This is a genomic window from Nocardioides sp. JQ2195 (genome assembly GCF_012272695.1).
GTDB lineage: Bacteria > Actinomycetota > Actinomycetes > Propionibacteriales > Nocardioidaceae > Nocardioides.
Genome location: NZ_CP050902.1, coordinates 3247662 through 3269127, shown reverse-complemented (window position 1 = coordinate 3269127; position 21466 = coordinate 3247662). Strand labels below are relative to the sequence as shown.

At 70.8% G+C, this 21466-nt stretch carries 22 protein-coding genes; 10 read left to right on the top strand and 12 right to left on the bottom strand.

Translation table 11 applies throughout. The features are described 5' to 3' along the window. Positions 1-5: 5 nt before the first annotated feature. The 8 genes from ncot_RS15580 to ncot_RS15545 are packed head-to-tail and all read right to left on the bottom strand — an operon-like array spanning position 6 to position 8147. Entirely contained in the window at positions 6-662 is a 657-nt protein-coding gene (locus tag ncot_RS15580; protein WP_168618424.1) for a class I SAM-dependent methyltransferase, read from the bottom strand. Continuing rightward, positions 659-1819 (bottom strand): UDP-N-acetylglucosamine 2-epimerase (non-hydrolyzing), encoded by a 1161-nt coding sequence (wecB, locus tag ncot_RS15575; protein WP_168618423.1) that lies wholly within the window; start codon positions 1817-1819, stop codon positions 659-661. Before wecB ends, ncot_RS15580 begins: the two co-directional genes overlap by 4 nt. Next, complete coding sequence (gene wecC, locus ncot_RS15570) at positions 1816-3078, bottom strand: UDP-N-acetyl-D-mannosamine dehydrogenase (protein WP_168618422.1); 1263 nt, start codon at positions 3076-3078, stop codon at positions 1816-1818. The genes wecB and wecC overlap by 4 nt, the downstream gene beginning before the upstream one ends. Continuing rightward, entirely contained in the window at positions 3071-3859 is a 789-nt protein-coding gene (locus ncot_RS15565) for a WecB/TagA/CpsF family glycosyltransferase (protein ID WP_168618421.1), read from the bottom strand. Before ncot_RS15565 ends, wecC begins: the two co-directional genes overlap by 8 nt. Then, positions 3856-5040 carry a hypothetical protein gene (locus ncot_RS15560; RefSeq protein WP_168618420.1) on the bottom strand — a complete coding sequence of 395 codons (1185 nt, stop codon included), beginning with the start codon at positions 5038-5040 and terminating at the stop codon, positions 3856-3858. The genes ncot_RS15565 and ncot_RS15560 overlap by 4 nt, the downstream gene beginning before the upstream one ends. After that, positions 5040-6047, bottom strand: coding sequence for a hypothetical protein (locus ncot_RS15555; RefSeq protein ID WP_168618419.1), 1008 nt, complete (start codon positions 6045-6047; stop codon positions 5040-5042). Before ncot_RS15555 ends, ncot_RS15560 begins: the two co-directional genes overlap by 1 nt. Beyond that, positions 6044-7381 carry an MFS transporter gene (locus tag ncot_RS15550; protein WP_240937933.1) on the bottom strand — a complete coding sequence of 446 codons (1338 nt, stop codon included), beginning with the start codon at positions 7379-7381 and terminating at the stop codon, positions 6044-6046. The genes ncot_RS15555 and ncot_RS15550 overlap by 4 nt, the downstream gene beginning before the upstream one ends. Before the next feature lies 1 nt (position 7382). Then, entirely contained in the window at positions 7383-8147 is a 765-nt protein-coding gene (locus ncot_RS15545) for a hypothetical protein (protein ID WP_168618418.1), read from the bottom strand. A gap of 80 nt (positions 8148-8227) precedes the next feature. Between ncot_RS15545 and ncot_RS15540 the strand changes: the two genes are divergently transcribed. Together ncot_RS15540 and ncot_RS15535 are read left to right on the top strand one after the other, a co-directional pair. Continuing rightward, complete coding sequence (locus ncot_RS15540; protein WP_168618417.1) at positions 8228-8998, top strand: 3'(2'),5'-bisphosphate nucleotidase CysQ; 771 nt, start codon at positions 8228-8230, stop codon at positions 8996-8998. 335 nt (positions 8999-9333) lie between these two features. Beyond that, the gene (locus ncot_RS15535; protein ID WP_168618416.1) at positions 9334-9492 is read left to right on the top strand and encodes a hypothetical protein; all 159 of its coding nucleotides are present in this window, start codon (positions 9334-9336) and stop codon (positions 9490-9492) included. A 208-nt stretch (positions 9493-9700) separates the two neighbouring features. Here ncot_RS15535 and ncot_RS15530 read toward each other — a convergent pair whose 3' ends face one another. Next, positions 9701-11056 carry a helix-turn-helix transcriptional regulator gene (locus tag ncot_RS15530; protein WP_168618415.1) on the bottom strand — a complete coding sequence of 452 codons (1356 nt, stop codon included), beginning with the start codon at positions 11054-11056 and terminating at the stop codon, positions 9701-9703. Positions 11057-11177: 121 nt separating this feature from the next. Here ncot_RS15530 and ncot_RS15525 point away from each other — a divergent pair, with 121 nt between their 5' ends. Together ncot_RS15525 and ncot_RS15520 are read left to right on the top strand one after the other, a co-directional pair. Next, a complete protein-coding gene (locus ncot_RS15525) occupies positions 11178-11576 on the top strand; it encodes a VOC family protein (protein WP_168618414.1) in 399 nt (132 codons plus the stop codon). Positions 11577-11720: 144 nt separating this feature from the next. Then, positions 11721-12098 carry a hypothetical protein gene (locus tag ncot_RS15520; protein ID WP_168618413.1) on the top strand — a complete coding sequence of 126 codons (378 nt, stop codon included), beginning with the start codon at positions 11721-11723 and terminating at the stop codon, positions 12096-12098. A 112-nt stretch (positions 12099-12210) separates the two neighbouring features. Here the strand turns inward: ncot_RS15520 and ncot_RS15515 are convergent, their stop codons facing one another. Further along, positions 12211-14844, bottom strand: coding sequence for a DUF4153 domain-containing protein (locus tag ncot_RS15515; protein ID WP_240937932.1), 2634 nt, complete (start codon positions 14842-14844; stop codon positions 12211-12213). Continuing rightward, on the bottom strand, positions 14841-15536 hold the full coding sequence (locus ncot_RS15510; RefSeq protein ID WP_168618412.1) for a response regulator transcription factor: 696 nt from the start codon (positions 15534-15536) through the stop codon (positions 14841-14843). The genes ncot_RS15515 and ncot_RS15510 overlap by 4 nt, the downstream gene beginning before the upstream one ends. A gap of 204 nt (positions 15537-15740) precedes the next feature. On the opposite strand from ncot_RS15510, the gene ncot_RS15505 reads away from it, so the two are divergent. The 4 genes from ncot_RS15505 to bfr all read left to right on the top strand — a co-directional run bounded on the left by ncot_RS15505 (position 15741) and on the right by bfr (position 18199). Beyond that, complete coding sequence (locus ncot_RS15505; protein WP_168618411.1) at positions 15741-16181, top strand: OB-fold domain-containing protein; 441 nt, start codon at positions 15741-15743, stop codon at positions 16179-16181. After that, on the top strand, positions 16178-17368 hold the full coding sequence (locus tag ncot_RS15500; protein WP_168618410.1) for a lipid-transfer protein: 1191 nt from the start codon (positions 16178-16180) through the stop codon (positions 17366-17368). The genes ncot_RS15505 and ncot_RS15500 overlap by 4 nt, the downstream gene beginning before the upstream one ends. Positions 17369-17520: 152 nt before the next feature. Beyond that, positions 17521-17727, top strand: a complete 207-nt coding sequence (locus ncot_RS15495; protein ID WP_168618409.1) for a (2Fe-2S)-binding protein — start codon at positions 17521-17523, stop codon at positions 17725-17727. Positions 17728-17737: 10 nt separating this feature from the next. Continuing rightward, positions 17738-18199 carry a bacterioferritin gene (gene bfr, locus ncot_RS15490; protein WP_240937931.1) on the top strand — a complete coding sequence of 154 codons (462 nt, stop codon included), beginning with the start codon at positions 17738-17740 and terminating at the stop codon, positions 18197-18199. Between the two features lie 99 nt (positions 18200-18298). Here bfr and ncot_RS15485 read toward each other — a convergent pair whose 3' ends face one another. Continuing rightward, positions 18299-19252 (bottom strand): EamA family transporter, encoded by a 954-nt coding sequence (locus ncot_RS15485; protein WP_240937930.1) that lies wholly within the window; start codon positions 19250-19252, stop codon positions 18299-18301. A 36-nt stretch (positions 19253-19288) separates the two neighbouring features. On the opposite strand from ncot_RS15485, the gene ncot_RS15480 reads away from it, so the two are divergent. After that, positions 19289-20206, top strand: a complete 918-nt coding sequence (locus ncot_RS15480) for a LysR family transcriptional regulator (protein WP_168618407.1) — start codon at positions 19289-19291, stop codon at positions 20204-20206. Positions 20207-20246: 40 nt separating this feature from the next. Next, entirely contained in the window at positions 20247-21404 is a 1158-nt protein-coding gene (locus tag ncot_RS15475) for a low temperature requirement protein A (protein WP_168618406.1), read from the top strand. Positions 21405-21466 lie beyond the last annotated feature (62 nt).

The following is a 21466-nucleotide window of genomic DNA, read 5'->3' as shown; positions in this document are numbered from 1 at the left end:
CGTGCTCACGAGCGCACCGCGATGATCGACTTGGTCAGGCCGGCGACTCGCTCCTGGCGGATCTCGGCGCCAGGAAAGAGGTGACGGAACTCGGTGAGGCCCACCAGCTCGACCGACAACACGCTCTCGAGCATCGAGTCGTAGTCGCCGTTGGGCGTGTGCACCAGCTTCCACCGCCTGCCAATGGCCACGCGCGTGGCAACCGGCAGGAACTGGAAGCCGGGGAACAGCCAGTGCGGCTCCACGGGAAAGTAGCGGTAGGGGGTCTGCACCCACAGCCGGTCACCGAGACGGTGGACGGTGTCAGCGAAGCGCTGGCGTCGTTCGGCGCCTCCCACGTGCTCGATGACCGCGTTGGAGTAGACGAGGTCGGCCCGCAGGTCGGCGAACTCCGCAGGCAGTGCGCAGGCGTCGACCCGGTGTGCATCGATCCAGTCGAAGGCATCGGCGCCCTCCGGTTCCAGGGTGAGGACTGTGACGTGCCGGGGGCGCATCGGTGCGCGGGCCCAGGAGCTGACGGTGCCCCCCAGGTCGACGACGTGCAGCTCGGCCAGGTCCGGGAACGTGTCGGCGAACTGCGCCCACCGGTTGGCACGGAACCTCTCCGCCAACGAGTCCGGCGAGTCGACGAGCCGGTTGCGGATCATGGAGCCCACGCTCATGCGACACGACCCTCCCAGTCAGGCTCCCGCCGCCCGACCCCGATGAACTCCTCGACGGCGGCTCGGATGCGCAGTGAGGCCCGCCCGTCGCCGTAGGGATTCACGGCGTGCGCCATCTCGTCGTACGCCGCCGGGTCGGTCAGCAGGCGCGAGACCTCCTTGACGATCAGGTCCTCGTCGGTGCCGACCAGGCGCACGGTGCCGGCGGCGACGGCCTCGGGGCGCTCGGTGGTGTCCCGGAGCACGAGCACGGGCTTGCCCAGGCTGGGTGCCTCCTCCTGCACGCCACCGCTGTCGGTGACCACCAGCCGGCACTCGGCCATCGCGCGGGAGAAGTCGGTGTAGGAGAGCGGCTCGGTCACCACGACGTTCGGCAGCCCCTCGATCGGTGGCAGCAGCACGTCACGGACCGTCGGGTTGAGGTGTGCGGGGAGCAGGAAACAGACGTCGGTGAACTCCTTGGCAAGCCGCGCGAGTGCGGCGGCGGTCCGCGCCATCGGCTGGCCCCACGACTCGCGTCGGTGACTGGTGGCCAGCACCAGGGGTTGCCGCTTCTCGAGCGCCGACGCCAGGGCCGGGTCGTCGACGGCCGCGTGGTCGCGGCCGACCACGTGGAGGAGTGCGTCGATCACGGTGTTGCCGGTGACCGCGACGTCGTGGGCGGCGATGCCGTCGTCGAGCAGGTTCTGCCGGGACGTCGCGGTCGGTGCCAGGTGCAACGACGCGAGCTGTGAGGTCATCCGCCGGTTGATCTCCTCGGGGAACGGGTCATAGCGGTGCAGGGTGCGCAGCCCGGCCTCGACGTGGACCACCGGCACCTTCTCGTAGAACGCGGCCAGGGCCGCCACGAACGTCGTGGTCGTGTCGCCCTGCACGACGACCAGGTCGGGTCGCTCGGCCCGGATCACCTCGGTGATCCCGGCCAGCACGCGGCCGGTGACCTCGTGCAGCTGCTGCCGGGGCTGGATCACGTCGAGGTCGTGGGCGGGTGTGATGCCGAAGAGGGCGTTGACCTGGTCGAGCATGGCCCGGTGCTGGCCCGTGACGACCGGGCACACGGTCAGCCACGGCGACCGGTCGAGCTCCTGGATCACGGGTGCCAGCTTGATCGCCTCGGGGCGGGTCCCGTAGACGACCATCGCCTTGTGCGTGCTCATGACCGCCGCCACAGACCGCAGGTGTCATAGACGATCTTTCCCTCGAGGCGGGAACGGCTCAGGGACCGGAAGTGGTCGTGGTCGACCAGGAGGACCACGATGTCGGCCGCCTCGATCGCCTCGACCGCCGACTGGTGGACGACGTGGGGGAACGCATCGAAGCTCGCCGGGAGTGCGGTGATCAGCGGCTCCGCGACCCTGATGTCGAGCTCGGGCAACGACTTCGCGATGTCCAGCACGATGTCGACGGCCGGGCTCTCGCGCAGGTCGTCGACGTTGGCCTTGTAGGCCAGGCCGAGACAGGCGACCGTCGGCTCCTTGAAGCGTGCGGTCTTCGCCACGATCTGCTCCGCCACGTGGATCGGCTTGGCGTCGTTGATCTCGCGGGAGGCGCGCATCAGTCGGGCCTGGTCCGGCGCGGCGCCGACGATGAACCACGGGTCGACCGCGATGCAGTGGCCGCCGACACCCGGGCCCGGGGTGAGCACGTTGACCCGCGGGTGGTGGTTGGCCAGCTTGATGATCTCCCACACGTCGAGCTGCAGCGTCTCGCTGACCAGGGCGAGCTCGTTGGCGAAGGCGATGTTGACGTCGCGGTAGGCGTTCTCGACGAGCTTGGCCATCTCGGCGCTCGCCGCGTCCGAGAGCAGCACCTTGCCGTGCGTGAAGACCCGGTAGACCGCGGCCGCCTTCTCCGCGCACCGGGGGCTGATGCCACCGACGACACGGTCGTTGGTCACCATCTCGATCATGATCCGGCCCGGAAGGACGCGCTCGGGGCAGTGGGCGACGTAGACGTCCGGCACGCCTTCCGAGCAGTGCGGCAGGGTCAGGTCGGGCCGCAGCTCGGCCAGCCACCTGCTCACCTGGACGGTGGTGCCGGGCGGCGAGGTCGACTCGAGGATCACCACCTCGCCACCACGAAGGCGCGGCGCGATCGACTCCACGGCGGCACGGATGTAGTGGAGGTCGGCCCGGTGCTCGTCCATGAACGGGGTGGGCACGGCGATGATGAACGCGTCGGCCTCGGGCACCTCCGAGGTCGCACTCAGGTTTCCCTGGGAGACGGCGCCGCTCACCGCAACACCCAGGTCGGGCTCGACGAACGGGACCTCGCCCCGGGACACCGCCTCCACGGTGGCGGCGTTGACGTCGACCCCGATCACCTCGATGCCTCGCGTCGCGAGCACGGCCGCCGTGGGCAGGCCGATGTAGCCGAGGCCGAGGATCGCGACGCGGCCGCTGAAGATGTCATCCATGATGGACCCCTGATCCGGTGGTGTAGGCGGAGTGCCGATGGACGCGCTCCATCGCGAGCATCAGCAGGAAGCGGGTGTTGGTGGTCAGGTAGCGCTTCCAGAGCCGGCGCGGCTCCTGCCTGACCCGGTAGGCCCACTCCATCCCGGCGCGCTGCCAGGCGAGCGGGGCACGGGCGGTGACCCCGGCCATGACGTCGAAGGAACCGCCGACGCCGTGCAGGATCGGTACGCCGAGGGCGTGGCCGTGCCTGCCGATGAAGTTCTCCTTCTTCGGCGTGGTCATGCCGAGGAACAACATGTCGGCCCGCGCCTCGGCGATGTCCCGGGCGACCGAGGCCGACGAGTCCTCGTCGAAGTAGCCGTCGTGGCTGCCGGCGATCACGGCGTTCGGCCACCGCGTGGAGACGACCTCGCAGAGTCGGGCCAACACCTCGGGGGTCGCCCCGAGGAGATAGATCCGCCGCTGGTCCCGGTGAGCGACCTCGAGCAGCGCCTCGAACAGGTCGATGCCCGCGACGCGCTCGGGAAGGGGACGGCCCAGGAGGCGGCTGGCCCAGACCACGGACTGGCCGTCGGCGAGGAGCAGGTCGCACTCGAGGAGCGAGTCGCGCAGCACCTGGTCCGCGCTCAGCTTCACGATCTTGGCGGCGTTGACCACCCCGATCAGGAGCGGGTCGCGGGTGGCGAGACTGTGCTCTGCCTCGGTCACGACGTCGTCGAGCGTCAGGGCGTGGACGTCGAGGCCGAACAGCTGGCTCGCGGGCATGGGCTGGGTGGTCATCGCGCACTCATCTCGGTCGAAGGGGTCGGTGGGAGCCACGCGTGCAGCAACCAACCGAGCTCGTAGGGGCGGCACTCGTGGTCGACCGACGTCGGTGGGAGGAGCCGGTCGATCCCGGGCAGGTGGGCTCCGACGCGTACGGCGGTCGTGGCGGTGTTGACGGCGCGCGCGGCCTTCGGTGGCTCGCGTCGACCGACCTTCCGCCAGATCACCCCGAACCGGGGGGAGACCAGCTCCTCGACGACCTCGGGATGGGTCTGGAGCCAGGCCAGGCCCCGTGCCACGGCCGCCGTGTGGTCGTCACCCCCGGCCTCCAGCAGGTCGAAGAGCGCCATCGGTCCCATCGCGTGCTGGTGCACGCTGTAGACGGGGAACTTCTCGACGACGCCACCGTTGCGGATGTCGTAGTGCCACCACCACTGGCCGTGCTCGCCCTGCAGCTCACAGATCCGTGACGCGGTCCGGTTGGCCGCGGCGAGGCAGTCGCCCCGTCCGGTCAGGGCAGCGACCCGGGCCAACGCCTGGATCGGGTAGACCTGATCGGCGAAGCACCCGACGTGACCGCGCCAGCGAGGTTGCGCCGTGGGCGGGAGCCAGTGCGGGAAGATTCCGCCGGTGCCTCGGTGGTCGAGCAGCAGCCGGGTGCCGAGGTGGAGGATGCGCGACGTGTCACCGAGGCCGGCCGCCACCGTCGCGGCGGTCACGGCCCAGGATGCGTCCACCGTCGGCAGTGCCACGCCCGCGCCCAGCCGGCCGTCGAGGGCGTCGAAGAGCTCGCCGGCGAAGGCTCCGTTGACCTCGGCCCGGGCCCACGCGGCCAGGGCCACCGCGCCCGGGTCCCGGTGGTCGACGGCCCGTTCGGCGGTGCGTGCGGCGAGCTCGGCGGCCGTGCCACCGGCCAGGACCTGTCGTTGCTGCTCGACCGGCACCCGGGCCAGGCCGAGCGCGGCCATCGCGGCGTACCGGAGGTTGTCACCCTGCCGCTGCAGGCGCGTCCCGGGCGTCCCGGAGAGCCCACGGACGGTCTGCGCGAAACCACCCGTCGCCGGGTCGTGCCCGGCGGCCAGGCCGGTGGGTGCCAGCGCCAGCAGCTGGCGGACCAGCGCTGCGCCGGCGGGATCGATCGCGTCGAGCCGGGCTCGGCTCCGGACCGGTGCTCTGGTGGTGGCGGGTGAGGTCATCACTGGTCTCCTGTGCGTATGACGGACGGCGACCAGGCCTGCTCGATCAGCCGGGTCGGTTCGGCCTCGGGTCGGGTGTCGATGGACCAGATGTCCGTGACGCCCGGTTCGTCGCTCCGGGGGAGGCCGTAGAGCAAGGTGTCCTCGTCGAGCCACTCGACCTGGTCGTCCAGGCCGCGGGTGTGGGGGAGCACCGTGCGCTCACCGGTGGCCAGGTCGAGCACGGCGACCTCCCACTCCTTGTCGTCGAGCACCTTGAAGGCCACCTTCGTGGCGTCGGGGGAGACGGAGGGGCACTCGGCGTTGGTGCTGATCGCGGTCAGGGTGCGCTCGGTGAGGTCACCCTGGGTCAGGTAGGTCCGGCCGCCGGTCGCGACGGTGGCATAGAAGGTGCGGTCGTCGACGAAGGTCACCCCCCAGACGTTGCGGTCCACCGGGTGCACGGCCTTGTCGTTGATCCGGAGCTCGAAGCGCTCGAGGTTGCCCAGGCTCTGGCCGCCGACCTCCCGGATCTCCGTTGCCGTCGAGAAGCCGGTGGTCATGTAGGTGTGCCCGGTGACGAACGACGTGGTCGCCACCAGCGTCCCGTCGGGCGACAGACGGGTGCGGCTCGGGATCCCGGGAAGCCCGTGGGTCTCCCGGACGTCCCAGTCGGCGTCCAGCTCGAGTGCCTCGAACGTGGTCACCACGCCCCGCTCGGTGACCAGGCAGGTGGCTTCGGTGGTGCTGGCGTCGACCCGGTCGCAGGCGACGTCCGTGAAGCTGCGTGGGCCATCGGGGTCGTCGAGCGGCACCATCGCCACGAGCCCGTAGTGGTCGTCGATGCCGGTGTGGCGGAAGACGATCCGGTCGCCGTGGGGCAGGGTGCCCGCGTTGTCGGCCAGCGCCACGGTCGGCGGGTCGTCGTACCTGTCCCAGTAGCGGTGGAAGGCGGTGCTCGCGTAGGCCGTGCTGCCGCCGACGGTCAGCGCAGCGACGGCGAGGAAGACGGTGACGTTGCGGTTCATGCGACCACCAGCGGCCGCGTGTCGAGGCGTCGCAACCCGGCGAAGGCGACGGGAACGGCGACGAGGAGGAGGCCGGCGACGAGGACCAGTGCTCGTTGCGGGCCGACGACCACCCAGAGCAGGCCGAAGCCGAAGGACGCCAGCAGCCTGCTCAGTGCGACCACGGTCTGCACCGACGCGATCCCGCTGGCTCGTGCGGTGCCGGGCACGAGTCCGCCGGCCAGGGCGGCCACCACTCCGTCGGTGGCGGCATAGAAGGCGCCGAGCATCGCCAGCACCGCGAGGATGGCCCACGCAGTCGACACCGGCGCCGCCGTGCCGACGTACGCCGCGGCAAGGGCGAGGTGCCCGAGGACGAGGACCCGCGCACGTCCGACGCGATCGGCCAGTCGGCCGAACGGGATCGCGAGTGCGAGGTAGGCGATGTTGGTGCCGACGTACATCAGGGGGAACCAGGCCGCCGCGAACTGTCCCCGGTCGAGCAGCGCCAGGTAGATGAACCCGTCGCCGACGGAGAGCAGGCCGAGCACCGCCGACACGACCAGGAGCCGGACCATGTCGGGGCTGACGACCTCGGCCCAGCGGAACCGGGGAGCGCTCTCCGCCTGGCGGACCGCCGGCCGGTCCTCCACGAAGAGGCCGAGCAGGGTCAGCCCCAGCACGGCGAATCCGAGCGACACCACCATCACCGTCAGGTAGCCGTCGGGGATCATCCACAGGATCGCGAAGGCGATCAGCGGCCCGATCGCAGCGCCGATGGTGTCGAGGGTGCGGTGCACGCCGAACGCGCGGCCCAGGTGGGCGGGGTCGGTGGCGGCGGAGATCATCGCGTCGCGGGGAGCGGTGCGCAGGCCCTTGCCGATCCGGTCGGCGGTCACCACCGCGGAGACCGTGCCGAGCCCGGCCGCGAAGAGGAGGCCGATGCGCGCGCCGACGGAGACGCCGTACCCCAGGAATGCCACCCACTTGGGGTGCCCGCCCCTGTCCGCGGCCCAGCCACCGCCGATGCGGACCAGGGAGCTGACCCCCTGGTAGAGCCCGTCGATGAATCCGTAGGCCACGGGGGAGAGGCCGACCACGGCCGTCAGGTAGAGCGGCAGGATCGCCGAGACGGACTCGGACGAGATGTCCGTGAGCAGGCTGACGAAGCCGAGCGTGAAGACCACCGGGGCGACCTTGGGTCCCTTGCCCGTGGTCGTGCTCGCGACGGCCGTTCCGGTGCCGTCTCCGCTGCCGGCTCCGGTGCCGGCGGACGCGGGACCGGTGGACGCGGGACCGGCGGACGGGCCGCCGGGTGGTGCGGCGCTCGGTCGATCCCGGAGCGAGACGTACATGTCAGGATCCCGAGGCGTGGAGTGTGCCGTAGGCGGTGTAGGTGGTCTCGTCCGCGCCGGGGGTCGCGGTCACGACCACAGTGTCGTCGCCGCGGATGAAGCTCGCCGCGCTGGAGCCCCCGATGACGGGCAGCGCCGCGTCGGTCTCGGTGAAGCCGAGCTTGGCGAGGCGGATGCGGTAGTCACGCAGGACGGCGTCCGCACCCGCACGAGTGGTCGCGACCAAGGCCACCTGGAGCGAGTTGACATCGGCTGCCGGCGAGACGCTGCTGGTGACGATTGCCGACTTCTTCCGCGGACCGAGCACCTTCCGGGGGAACCCCTTGGCCAAGGAGTCCTTCGCCACCGCGCTGTCGGGCAGCGGCAGGTCGATCAACGGCTGCTTCGTGTCGGGCGGCTTGGTGTCGAGCCCGGGCAGGCCCTCGGTGGTCTCGGGATCGGTGGGCAGCACCTCGACACCGGAGTCCCCGTTGCCGCTGGTGTCGCTGGTGTCGACACTCGGCTGAGTGTCACTGGCACTGGGGTCGGTGGGGGCGTCGGAGTCGTGCTCCCGAGCGTCCGGTGTGGTGCCCGCGGAGTCGTCCGACGGCGGGGCCGAGGTCGAGCTCGGTGCCGAGTCCGGAGCCGAGGGCGAAGAGGTCGGCGTTGCGGAGGAGTCGTGGGTCCGTTGCGCGCCGTCGTCGCCCGGCACGACGCCCAGCCACGCCATGGCGACGACCGCCACCAACGCGACGACGGCATAGGCGGCCAGGACCTGACGGGGCATGTTGACGACGCTAGGAGCGTCCGTGGTCCGCTATGGGGTCTTCCCATGGGGTTCCCCAAGTTTGATGACAGACTGCCTCCGTGACTACCGACTTCCCGGCCGCCGCGGCCACTGATGACCACATTTTCGCCACCTGGCTTGCCGGAGCTGCCGGCGACCGCCTGCTGGAGGTGCGCAGCCAGGGCCTCGAGGGGCGTGAGCTCAAGGATGCCGGCGACGCCGCTGCGCAGGCGTTGATCGCCGAGCTCCTGGCCGAGCACCGGCCCGACGACGCCGTGCTCTCCGAGGAGGCTGCCGACGACAAGTCCCGCCTGCAGTCAAAGCGGGTCTGGATCATCGACCCCCTCGACGGCACCCGTGAGTTCTCCGAGCCGCCGCGTGACGACTGGGCCGTGCACGTCGCGCTCTGGGAGGACGGCGACCTCACCGTCGGCGCCGTGGCGCAGCCCGCGCTGGGAGAGACCTTCAACACCGGCACGCCGTCCGTCGTTCCTCCGCGTACGTCGACCCGCCCGCGCATCGCGGTCTCGCGGACCCGCCCGCCGGCCTTCGTGCAGGCCCTGGCGGAGGAGATCGACGCCGAGCTGGTGCCGATGGGCTCTGCCGGTGTGAAGGTGATGTCCGTGGTCCGTGACGTCGCCGACGCCTACATCCACGCCGGTGGGCAGTACGAGTGGGACAACGCCGCCCCCGTGGCGGTGGCCCGAGCCGCCGGCCTGTTCTGCTCACGCGTGGACGGCTCCGAGCTGGCCTACAACCAAGACAACGTCTCGCTGCCCGACCTGATCGTCTGCCGCCCGGAGCTGGCCGAGCAGATCGTCGACTTCGTCAAGCGCAACGGCACCGACTGACCGCCTGCGCCTCGAACCAAAGAAGAAACCCCCGCCGGAACCGGCGGGGGTTTCTGTGCGCTTGGGGTGGGGGGATACCCCTGCACGCTGCTCGCGATCAATGGGGGTGGTCACGAGGGGGGTTGGGTTGGTGGTTGTGGGTGGGTTGCCAACCGAACTTGACCAAACTTTACTCACGACTCGACAGCCTTGTCTCAGAGTTGGAAAGATTCTTTTGGAAAGTTCCTCTTTCGTCGAGATTGGCAGGGATACTTCTAGTCAAGGATCGCCTCGTGAGTCGCGGCTGGTCCGGCTGACCCCAGCAGCACACCAAAAAGACAGTGGAGGGAACCACCATGAAGAGCACGATGAAGAAGACCCTGACAGTCCTGGCGCTCACGGCTGTGACGTCGTTCGGCGTCGTCGGTCCGAGCAGCGCGGCAACCAGCGCCCCCGTCAAGGGTGACCGCGGCGGGATGGTGATCTTCAAGGTCGGCGACCCCTGGTGCTGCTGACCCACATCGTCAGCAAGGCGTAGCAGCGGTCAGGCCACGCGGGGACCAAGTCAGGTTCGCGTGTGGCCTGTCGTCATTTCGGCGCGGTCGTGCCCTGGTCGCGGGCCCGTTCCACCTGCGAGTCGTTGCCTCTGGACGCAAGCTGGGCGTGGGCCGGGTGCGTGGGCGGTTCCGGGGCCTGTCGAACGGGGCGCCGGAACCATGCCGGTCAGACCTGGGAGCGGATTCGCGGCGCAGTCGTTCGCCGGAGACCGGTGGAGGCAGCTGCGCTGCGATACGCATCGCGTGCCGCTGCCGTGTCGCCGACCTCGTCCAGCTGCGAGGCGAGCTCGAACCAGAACTGTGCTGCACTGCGGTCCGCGCCGACACCGGTGAGCAGGTTGACCGCGGCGCGGTAGGCCGTTCGCGCTCCTTCGATGTCGCCGGTGCTGGACAGCGCGAGGCCCTCGACAGACTTGGCATTCGCCGCAACCAGCGGCGAGGTCGCTGCGGCGACGTCATGGACGTGTCGGCTGAGCTCGATGGCTCGATGGACGTCCCCCGTTGCGTGCAGCGCCCGCGCCAGCGCCAAGTCGTTCTTGGCCACGTCGATGGGTGCCGCACTCGACCACTTCAAGTCCTCCGCGGCTTGGGAGAGCTGCTGCATCGCGTCGTCGATGGCGGGAGGATCCATGGCGAGCTGCAGGGTGCCGAGCTGGGTTCGTAGAAGCGCCAAGTGGCGCATGTCCTGGCCTTCACCGAGCAGCGCCAGCGCGCGCTCGGCCAGCGGGATGGCCGCCCGGGTGTGGCCGCGGTGGGCCTCCATGATCGAGGCGTTCCAGTAGGCCGAGGCACGCGCGGTCGGCGAGCCGAGCTCTTCGGCACGGGTCGCGGCGCGGCGGCAGATGCGGATCGCGTGGCTGACGTCGCCGCGCTCGAAGTAGGCCGAGGCCAGGGTGGCAGCCAGCTGCACCGCCTCGTCCGCCTGCTCCAGCCCACTGCCCTCGAGCAGGTCGAGCAGTCGCTGCCCGCTCGCGATCGACATGCCCAGGTCGCCCGAGTCGCGGTAGCAACGGGTCAGCGCGATGCCGGCGCGGATCGTGACCAGGGTGAGCTGCTCGACGGCGACCAGCTGCTCGAGCTCCAGCACCGCGTCGTCGAGCTGTCCCAGGGACTCGCACGCGCGCGCCCGGACATAGGCGGCGCGTTCGGCGAACTCGGCGACCTGCGACTCCCGCGCCCGGTCGAGCACGGTGTCGGCCTGTCGCATGGCCTCGGCCGGATCGCCCGACTCGAGCGACAGCTCGGCGAAGTCGAGGCCGAGGCGGAGCTCGTCGTACTCCGCGGGGGCCACGCCACCGAGGAGCTCCTCGAGCCCCACGCCGAGCCGGTTGGCCAGTGCGGTCAGGGTCTTGGCGTTGGGACGCCGTTGCCCGGACTCCATCCGGGAGATGTATCCGGTCGAGGCGGTCTCACCGCCGAGGTCGGCCTGGGTGAGGCCACGCGAGACCCGGGCTGCGCGCAGGCGATCGCCGAGCACGACCGGATCGATCGTCTGCAGAAGCGTCGCCTGACGGGAGTCCATCCAGCGATTGTGACGGATTCGAGGCACAAATGGGCAACTTTTGCAGCATTCCCGAGAAATGACGGAGAACGTCCGCGGGAAATCCGTGGACGGCTCGTTCCTGCGGCGTCAGAGTGACGCCATGACGTCCTTCATCTCGCACACGTCCGTCGACTGCCGCAACGCCTACGAGCTCTCCGAGTGGTGGAAGAACCTGCTCGGGTACGTCGACATCGAGGGCGATCCCAACCTCCCGGGTCACGAGGAGTGCATGATCCGGCACCCCGAGAGCGGCCACCAGCTCCTCTTCATCGAGGTGCCCGACGAGAAGCAGGTCAAGAACCGTCTCCACTTCGACCTGCGGCCCTCCGACCGCTCCCGTGACGAGGAGGTGGCCCGGTTGCTGGAGAACGGCGCCACCCAGGTCGACGACCAGCGGAACATTCGCGGCGACGGAACCGGTTGGGTGGTCCTGGCCGATCCGGAGGGCAACGAGTTCTGCATCCTGCGCTCGGAGTCGGAGCTCGCTGCCAGCCAGTGATGCCGGCCACAGATGCCGGCCAGTGACGCCGGCCGGTGATGCCGGCCAGTGATGCCGGTGACGCACCCGCCGGCGCGGGCGGCCACGATTACCGCTCGGCGCGGGCTCTTGGGAGAATGGGGCCTCCAGATGAAGGGGTGTCCCATGACCGAACGCCAGCCCGCGACCACCGTGCAGCCGCGGCGTGCCAAGCACCTCATGGACCCCAGCAACCCTCGTCGGCAGGTCGATCCGGAGCAGCTCCGCGAGGAGAAGCGCAAGCTGCAGAACGTGCAGCGCTGGGTGGGATCCACGCTCGCGGTCACCACGATCCTCCACATGGCGGCTGGTCTGGTGATCGCAGCCATGGTGGTTCCCGACGACCGCCTCGACGCGAAGATCGGGCTCAACGTCATCGCCGGCGCCTTCGGTGTCCTCTCGGTCGCTGCCGGTCTCGTGATCCACGCCCGCCCGGTCCTGTCGTGGTGGCTCCTGCTGGGCGTGCTGGTCACTCCGATCGGGCTGCTGGCGACGTTCGCCTGACGGCGCGGCGCGGGGCGAGGCTCCCCAGCGGTCGGAGCAGGGCCGGGGCTCGGCTCAGGAACGGTGCTCGGAAATGGCGCTCGGGAACGGCGTCCGGGAACGGCACTCCGGCTCAGTCCGTGCCGCTGCTGCGGCAGATCGCGTCATCCCGGAATGCGCCGGCGGCGTGGTCCTCCAGGATCGGGGCTGCACGATGTCGGCCCAGGTTCCACTCGAGCCAGTCGTCGTCGCTGACCGCGCCGTGGCCCACGAGTGCGCACCCGACGACGTCGTCGGGCAACGTGGCCAGCACCGGCACGGCGTCGTCGGAGAGCCCCCCGAGGAAGGACCAGTCGACCTTGCCGGTCTCGGCATAGCGGTCGAGGTTCTTCTGGGCGACCCAGGCATCCGGGTTGATCGCGGCAATCGCGAGCAGCAGGGTCGCACCACTGAGCAGGGCTGCCCGGGGGAGCCAGCGCGCACGCAACCTCGACCCGGCGACCATCACCGCGAGGACGAGCAGGCCGAGCCAGCCCTCGAAGACGTCGACCAGCAGCCGGAGCTGGGTGAAGCCGTAGGCCTCCTGGTAGACGTGCATCCGGTAGAGGGCGGAGGCGACGACCACGAGGGTGAGCAGGCAGAGCAGGCCGAGTGATCCGCGCAGCCAGGCCCGGTCGGCAGACGTCGTACGCCGTGCCTTGCGGGCCGCGGCCCAGACCACCAGGAGCGTGAGGGCGGTGGCCACGGTCAGCTGGCCGAAGCCCTGGTGGACGTAGTCGGCGTAGGTCACTCCGGTGGTGCGCTCCAGGTAGTCGTGCCCGCCGAAGATGACGGTGGCCTGCGCGACGAGGAACAGCAGGAACACGGCATCGACCAGGAGGACGGGCGCCAACCACTCGTAGCGGTTCGCGACCGGTCGGGTGGGCCCGTCCTCGGTGTTGACCTGCGGCGGGTTCAGGCCGACGTACGTCGCGGCCAGCACGACCCCGCCGACCGCGACCGTGATGAACGCGCGCAGCACGAAGGAGTCGAGCTCGAGGTCGGGCACCAGGGCGCCGATCCACTCGGCGAACAGGGCGTCGGCCGACGCGAAGAGCAGCCCGAAGACGAGGACACCGGCGACGGAGAGCACGACCGTGCGGATCGCCGCCGCACTGGTGCCCTGCCCGGTGATGCCGCGTGCCGATCGACCCAGCCACGGCATGCCGCGCAGCCCGGCCAACGGCCAGGAGATGCCGGCCAGCACGAACGACGGGAGGGTGCGGCCCTCCACCAGGCCGACCAGGCAGAGGGCTCCGCCGGCCAGCAGGCAGAGGACGACGATCCACTCGGCGTCGCGGACGACGACCGTCCCGGCGAGCAGGACGCACAGGGCGGCGCAGGCCAGGGTGAACGGCGAGCGGCGGTTCGCGCTGAAGCCGAGGATCACCCCGCCTGCGGCGAGCAGCACCGCGAAGGTGCCCAGGCCCAGGTCGCGGAACGGCAGCACGATCGCGGCGAGCAGGCCGACCCCCAGGCAGGCCAGCAGGGCGCGGGTGTTGCCGCGGAGGCCCTGCTCGGGCCAGAACCTGCCGAAGATGCTGTCGAGCGCGGGCTCCGGCTGGGTGGCAGGAGGACGTGTCGGCGCCGCGGGTGGGGGTGTGGCGGGTGTGCTCATGACGATCTCCTGGCTTCGGGTCTCGGTGCGTGGTCTCGGCCGGCCGGTGTCCGGGCTCGGCGTGCTCGTGGCGGCGGGGCTGACCGGCAGCACCACGCGGACCCGGGCTCCGGAGGCGCCGGGCGCCGGGTCGACGAAGGCGATGGAGCCGCCGTGCAGCTCGGCCACCCAGCGGGCGATGGCGAGGCCCAGGCCGGTGCCTCCGCCTCCCTCGGTCTCGGTCAGGGTGCCGAACCGCTCGAAGACCCGGTCACGGTCGACGGTCGGGATGCCGGGTCCGTCGTCGGCGACCTCGAGGATCCAGTCGCTCCCGTCGAGGTGGGCGTCGAGCCGCACGATCCCGCCGCTGGGGCTGTGCCGCGAGGCGTTGTCGAGCAGGTTGGCGACCAGCTGCTGCAGTCGAGCGGGATCCGCCGAGACGGTGAGGTGCTCGGGGTCGACCTGGACGTCGTAGGCCACGTCGCGGCCGGTGGACCGGGCCTCGCCCACGGCCCGGTCGAGGAGCTCCCGGGGCCGCAGCTGGGTGGTGGCGAGCTCGACCTTGCCCGACTCCACGCGGGCGAGGTCCAGCAGGTCGGCGGCGAGCGCGGACAACCGCTCCGCCTGGTCGAGGGCCGTGCGCAGGGTCTGCGGGTCGGGCTCGGCGACACCGTCGACGAGGTTCTCGAGCACGGCACACAGCGCGGCCAGCGGCGTCCGGATCTCGTGGCTCACGTTGGCCACGAGCTCGCGACGCTGGCGGTCGACGGTGGCGAGGTCCTCGGCCATGGTGTTGAAGGCCCGGGCCAGCTCGCCGACCTCGTCGCTCGAGGTGGCCACCACCCGGCCGGAGTAGTCGCCGCGCGCCATCTGCCGGGCGGCCGACGTCATCTCGCGCAGGGGTGAGGTCATCCCTGACGCCAGCAGCTGGGTGACTGCCAGCGCGAGCGCGACGGTGACCGGCAGGCTGAGCCAGAGGGGTACGCCGCCGCCGGCGCCGATGGCGGCGACCACCGACGCGGCGACGACGCTGGCCGCCACCAGCAGGCCGAGCTTGACCTTGATCGACGGCACCGCGTCGAGGACCGGCCGGTCGGGGCCGCTCAGCGGGCCACTCAGCGGGCCGGTCACGGTGCCACCGCGGGCTCGAGTGCGTAGCCGACGCCGTGCACGGTCCGGATCCGCTCGGCGCCGATCTTGGCGCGCAGTGCCTTGACGTGGCTGTCGACCGTGCGGGTGCCCGACGCCCCCGACCAGCCCCACACGTCGGAGTAGAGCGTCTCGCGGGTGATCACGGTGCCGGGGCTGCCCGCGAGTCGGAGCAGCAGGTCGAACTCGGTGGGTGTCAGGTGGATCTCGGCCTCGGCCACCCACGCCCGTCGGGCGCCGGCGTCGATGCGCAGGTCACCCAGGTCGGGGGAGGCGTTGGCGGCCAGGGTGGCCGCCCGCTCGACGCGCCGCAGCAGGGCCGCCACCCGGGCCACGAGCTCGCGCATCCGGAACGGCTTGGTCAGGTAGTCGTCGGCGCCCACGCCGAGCCCGACCAGGATGTCGGCCTCGTCGTCACGCGCGGTGAGCATCAGCACCGGCACGGGTCGCTCGGCCTGGATCCGGCGGCACACCTCGTGCCCGTCGAAGCCCGGCAGCATCACGTCGAGGAGCACGAGGTCGGGCTCGACCTCGCGGAACAGGGCCACCGCACCGGGGCCGTCGTAGGCCTGGCTGACGGCGTACCCCGAACCGCGCAGGCGGTCGGTGACGGCTTGGTTGATGACCGGTTCGTCCTCGACGACGAGGATCCTGGCCGTGGCGTTCACTGGCATGTCCTGAGCCTAGGAGCCCGCGAGGTCGGGAGTCGCGGACAACTCGTGAAGGTTCTGTGCAGGTCTGCGGTCGGCCGCTCCCGGTCAGCGGGAGCGGTCGGTGCAACGGGTGCGGGAGCGTGTGGAATGTGGCCACACGGATCTGGTCACGCCGCTCCGTGTGCATAATGGAACACGTTCTATTTCTGGACGACAGGCGGAGAGATGACGACACCTGCGATCGACGACTGGTTCAGCACTGGCACCGAGCCGGCCCTCCTGGGCAGCTCCTGCGCCGAGTGCGGCAACATCGCGTTCCCGCCGGAGCGCGACTTCTGCAAGAACCCGGCCTGCTCCGGCGAGGCGTTCGAGACCCGCGAGCTCTCCCGGCGCGGCACGGTCTGGTCCTACACGGACGCGCAGTACCAGCCGCCGGCGCCCTACATCTCCACCAGTGACCCCTACGTGCCCTTCGCCCTGGCCGCCGTCGAGCTGCCCGAGGGCCTCGTCGTGCTCGGCCAGCTGGCCACCGGCTTCGGGGTCGACGACGTCAAGGTCGGCTCCGCCGTCGAGCTCGTGGTCGAGACGATCTATACCGACGAGGTGGGCGAGCGCACCATGTGGAAGTGGCTGCCGACCGAGACGAGCGAAGGAGAAGACGCATGAGCACCGACGTCGCCATTGCCGGGGTCGGCATGCACCCCTGGGGCAAGTGGGGCCACTCGTTCGTGAAGTACGGCGTCGCCGCCGCGCGCACCGCCCTGGCTGATGCCGGCATCCCGTGGGCCGACGTCGAGCTCGTCGTCGGCGGCGAGACCGTCCGCAACGGGTACGGCGGCTACGTCGCCGGCTCGACCTTCGCCCAGGCGCTGGGCTGGAACGGCGCCCGCGTCGCCACGTCGTACGCCGCCTGTGCGACCGGTTCGCAGGCCCTCGACACCGCACGGTCCCGGATCCTCGCCGGCCAGTGCGACGTCGCGCTCGTGGTCGGTGCCGACACCACGCCGAAGGGATTCCTGGCTCCCAACGCGGGGGAGCGGTGGGACGACCCCGACTGGCTGCGCTTCCGCCTGCTGGGGATGACCAACCCCGGCTACTTCGCGCTCTACGCACGACGCCGGATGGACCTCTTCGGCGCGACCCAGGAGGACTTCGCCCAGGTCAAGGTGAAGAACGCCCGCCACGGGCTGCACAACCCGAACGCGCGCTATCGCAAGGAGGTCAGTGCGCAGGACGTGCTGAGCTCGGCGATCGTCTCCGACCCGCTGCACCTGCTCGACATCTGCGCCACCAGCGACGGTGGCGCGGCCGTCGTGCTCACCTCGATGGACTACGCGCGCAAGCACGGGCTCGCGGACCCGGTCAGGGTGCGGGCGATCTCGACCGTGACGCCGACCTTCCCGCAGACCGTCCTCGACATGCCGCTCTTCTCCACCGAGTCGACCCACGTGACCGGTGCGCCGGAGCGCACCTTCAAGGAGTCGATCGCCGACGCCGCCTACGAGGAGGCGGGACTGTCGCCGGAGGACGTCGACGTCGCTGAGGTCTATGACCTCTCGACCGCGCTCGAGCTCGACTGGATCGAGGACCTCGGCCTCTGCAAGCACGGGGAGGCCGAGCACCTGCTGCGTGCCGGAGACACCACGATCGGCGGCCGGATCCCGGTCAACCCGTCGGGTGGCCTGGCCTGCTTCGGCGAGGCCGTTCCGGCCCAGGCGTTGGCCCAGGTCTGTGAGCTCACCTGGCAGCTGCGTGGACAGGCGGAGGGTCGCCAGGTCGAGGGAGCGCGCGTCGGGATCACCGCGAACCAGGGCCTGTTCGGGCACGGGTCGTCGGTCATCGTCTCGGTCTGATGCCGCTCGACGTCTCGGTCTGACCCCATCGATCGGGGCGGAGCGAGGTGTCGGCCGGGCTGGGGTCGTCTCACTCAGTGGAGGATGACGGTGACAGGTTGCGCGAGTCTAGGTTAGCCTTGCCTAACTCTTCCCGCCGACCGAGGATTCCGATGATCGTCTGCCACTGCGCCGCCGTCAACGACGAAGCGGTGCGACGTGCCTACGACGAGGGCGCGCGCACCGTGTCGCAGGTGTGCCGCTCCACCGGGGCCGGTCAGGATTGCGGGTCCTGCATCTTCACAGTGAAGCGCGTGGTGTGCCAGCATGAGGCGTTGGCCCCGGCGTCCCCTGTGGAGGTGGAAGGTGCAGCCAGTTAGCCCTCGAGTCGTGGAGCTGCTGAATTCAGCGCTCACCTTCGAGCTCTCCGTCACGAACACCTACTTCCTGCATGCTCGGATGCTCGACAACTGGGGTCTCTCCAACCTCGGCAAGGTGTTCTACGACCTCTCCATCGACGAGATGAAGGATGCCGACGACCTGATCAACCGCATCCTGTTCTTCGACGGCCACCCCAACGTGCAGAAGCTCAACGCGATCCAGATCGGCGAGACCGCCGAGGAGATGCTCAGCCTGGCGATGGCCAGCGAGCGTGAGGCGGTCGCGCAGTTCAACGCCGGGGCGCAGGAGTGCCACGACCTCGGTGACCACGCCACGGCCGCGGTCTTCGAGGAGATGGCTCGTGACGAGGAGAAGCACGCCGACTGGTTCGAGGGCCAGCTCGACGCGATCGAGCGGGTCGGCCTCCAGCAGTACCTCGCCCAGCAGATCGGCACCGGCGGCCCGGAGTAGTCCCCGCAGCAGACCGGCAGCAGCCGGCCCGGGCCCCGCAGCAGACCAGCATTGGTCGGCGTGGACCCCGCAGCAGGTCAGCGCCGGCCCGGCGTCGCTTCAGCGGCCCACCGGCACCGCATCGGTGGGCGTCGTCGGGTCCGGTGCGGCCGCGCGGGGCAGCCGGCTGCCCAGCAGAACGCCGCCCACGACGAGGCCGGCGCCGACCAGCTCCCCGGGGCTGACCTTCTCGCCGAGCAACAGCCAGGCAGCGCTCATCCCCACGACCGGCACCAGCATCGAGAACGGCGCGACCACTCCCGCGGGATGCCGGGCCATCAGCCACGACCACACGCCCGAGCCGGCGACGGTGCCGATCAGGACCGTGTAGACCAGCCCCAGCAGGGCGGGGACGGCGGCGGGGTCACCGAGGCCGGTGAGCGAGTCGGCGATCGGCCCGGGCCCTTCGACGACCAGGGCAAGGCCGAGCATCGGGACGGGTGGCACCACCGACATCCACAGCGTGAACTGCAACGGGTTCGGCGCCTTGGCGCGGGCGTTGCACAGGTTGCCGATCGCCCAGCCGAACGCCCCGGCCAGGACCAGCAGGAACGGCAGGATCGCCGCCGACTCGGCCCGCTGCCAGCCGACCAGGGCCAGCCCGCTCACCGCGACGAGGATGCCAACCAGCCGTCGACCGCTGATCCGGTCCTGCGCGACGGTGGCGCCGAGCAGGACCGTGAAGGGGGCGGAGGCCTGCAGCACCAGCGAGGCCAAGCCCGTGGGCATCCCGGCAGCCATGCCCCAGTAGAGGAACAGGAACTGCAGCGTGCCGAAGCCGAGGCCGTAGCCGACCAGCCAGCGCATCTCCACCTGTGGGCGGGGGACCAGCAGGACGGTGGGGACGGCGATCAGCGCGAAGCGGATCGCGACCAGGAACATCGGCGGGAACTGCTCGAGGGAGGCATGGATCGCGATGAAGTTCAGCCCCCACATGACGGCGACGGAGACGGCGAGGAGGCGGTGGTTCAGCGGCACGTGCACCATCGTCCGGTCTGCGTCAGTGAAGGACAAGCGAATAGTGCTTCATCGACTCTGTAGGCTGACTTCATGGATGTCCGGCACCTCGAGCTGCTCCGGGAGCTCGCCCTCCGGGGCAGCCTGGCCGAGGTCGCCCGGGCCACGCACCGCACCCCCTCCGCGGTCAGCCAGCAGCTGCGCACGGCCCAGCGTGAGTTCGGCACGGCCCTCGTCGAGCCCTCGGGCCGCGGCCTCCGGCTCACCGGCGCCGGTCGCCTGCTGGCCGACGGTGGTAACGAGGTGGCCCGGGTGCTCGAGCGGGTGCAGGCGAGGTGGGACGAGTTCCGTGGCCAGCCGTCGGGCACCGTCACGGTCGCGGGGCTGCCCAGCGCCGCGACGTACCTGCTCCCCGGGGCGTTCGCCGAGCTCGAGACGACCGCGATCGACCTGGTCTTCACCGACGAGGACGTCGCCGAGCGGGCGTACGCCGACCTGGTCCTCGAGCACGACATTGTCATCGCGCACAGCCTGACCCGGCGCGCCCCGGCCGGCACCGAGGGGCTGGTCACCGTCGAGCTGGTGCGTGAACCGCTCGACGTGGCGATGGCTGCGGGCCACCCGCTGGCCGCGCGGGGCGACGTACGCCCGGAGGACCTGGTCGACCAGGAGTGGATCGGGGTGCCGATCGGGTTCCCCTTCGACACGGTGCGCCTCGCGGTCGAGGACAGCACCGGGCAGCCGATCACCGTGGTGCAACGCCTGAGGGACAACCGGCTGATCGAGGCCCTGGTCGCCGCCAGCCACAAGGTCGCGATCCTGCCGCGGTTCACCTCCCCGCAGGGCAGCGGCGTCGTGCTCCGTCCACTCCTGGGCATCGAGAGCGCGCGGCACATCTTCGCGGTGATGCGCCCCGACCGGGCCGAGCGCCTGGCCGTACGCCGTGTGCTCGCAGCGCTCGCCGATGCCGCCCCGCACGACGCCGCAGCTCCACGCGCCGCATCCCGCTGAGCCCTCCCGGGAAACCCGTCGGGCATGGAAAACTGCGCCCATGGTGATGCCGCGTCTCTCCCTGCGCCCGCGCGATCCCCGTGAGGAACACCGCGTCGCCACACCGCTCGAGCTGTTCACCGACCTCTGCTACGTGGTGGCCATCGCCCAGGCAGCCCTCCAGCTGCACCACGCGATCAGCGAGGACCACGTCGGCCACGGCGTGCTGTTCTTCGCCATCGCGTTCTTCGCGATCTGGTGGGCCTGGCTCAACTTCGCTTGGTTCAACTCCGCCTACGACCACGACGACCCGCTGCACCGGGTGCTGACGCTGCTGCAGATCTCGGGCTCACTCGTGCTCGCCGCCGGTGTGCCGCGACTGTTCGAGGAGGACTTCACCCTCATCGTCATCGGCTACGTGGTCATGCGGGTCGGGCTCGTCGCCATGTGGCTGCGCGCCGGACAGGACCGCACGGGACGGCACGCCACCTGCCGTCGCTACATCACCGGCCTGGTCGCGGTGCAGCTCGGCTGGGTGGCGTTCCTGTGGGTCCCGCACGACCTGGTCGTGCCGGTCTTCCTGGTGCTGGCCCTGGCCGACCTGGCCGTGCCGTTCTGGGCGGAGCAGGCCGGGCCGACGCCGTGGCACCCGCACCACATCGCCGAGCGCTACTCGCTGATGTTCATCATCGTGCTGGGCGAGACGGTGCTCTCCACGACGGTGGCGATCCAGGTCGCCATCGACGGCGAGGCGATCGGCTGGCGGGCCGGCCTGGTCGTGGTCGGTGGCCTGCTCGTCGTGTTCAGTGCGTGGTGGCTCTATTTCTCCCGCGACACCGGTGACGTGCTGTCCGCGGACAACGACGTGAACCCCTTCGTCTGGGGCTTCGGTCACTACTTCATCTTCGCGTCAGGGGCCGCTCTGGGTGCCGGGCTCGCCGCCCGGGTCGACCACTACTCACACCATGCGGAGATCGGTGACGTGGTCAGCTCGGCCTTCGTCACCGGCCCCGTCGTCGTGTTCCTGGTCGCGCTCTGGGCGGTGCACCTGCGGCTGCACGACCCGTCGGCTCGCACCTGGGGGCCGTTGCTCGTGGTTTGCCTGGCCCTGGCCGCGGTCACGTTCGTGCCCTGGTCCGAGCTGTGGGCGGGCCTGCTCTGCGCCCTCCTGCTGGTGGTCGTGCTCCGGCTGGCCGGGGGCTCGCGGACGGCCACGTAGGATGGGCGAGTTCACCCCCTGTCATCCCAGACCGGGGGCTGTCGTCGTGTGGAAGGTCTGAA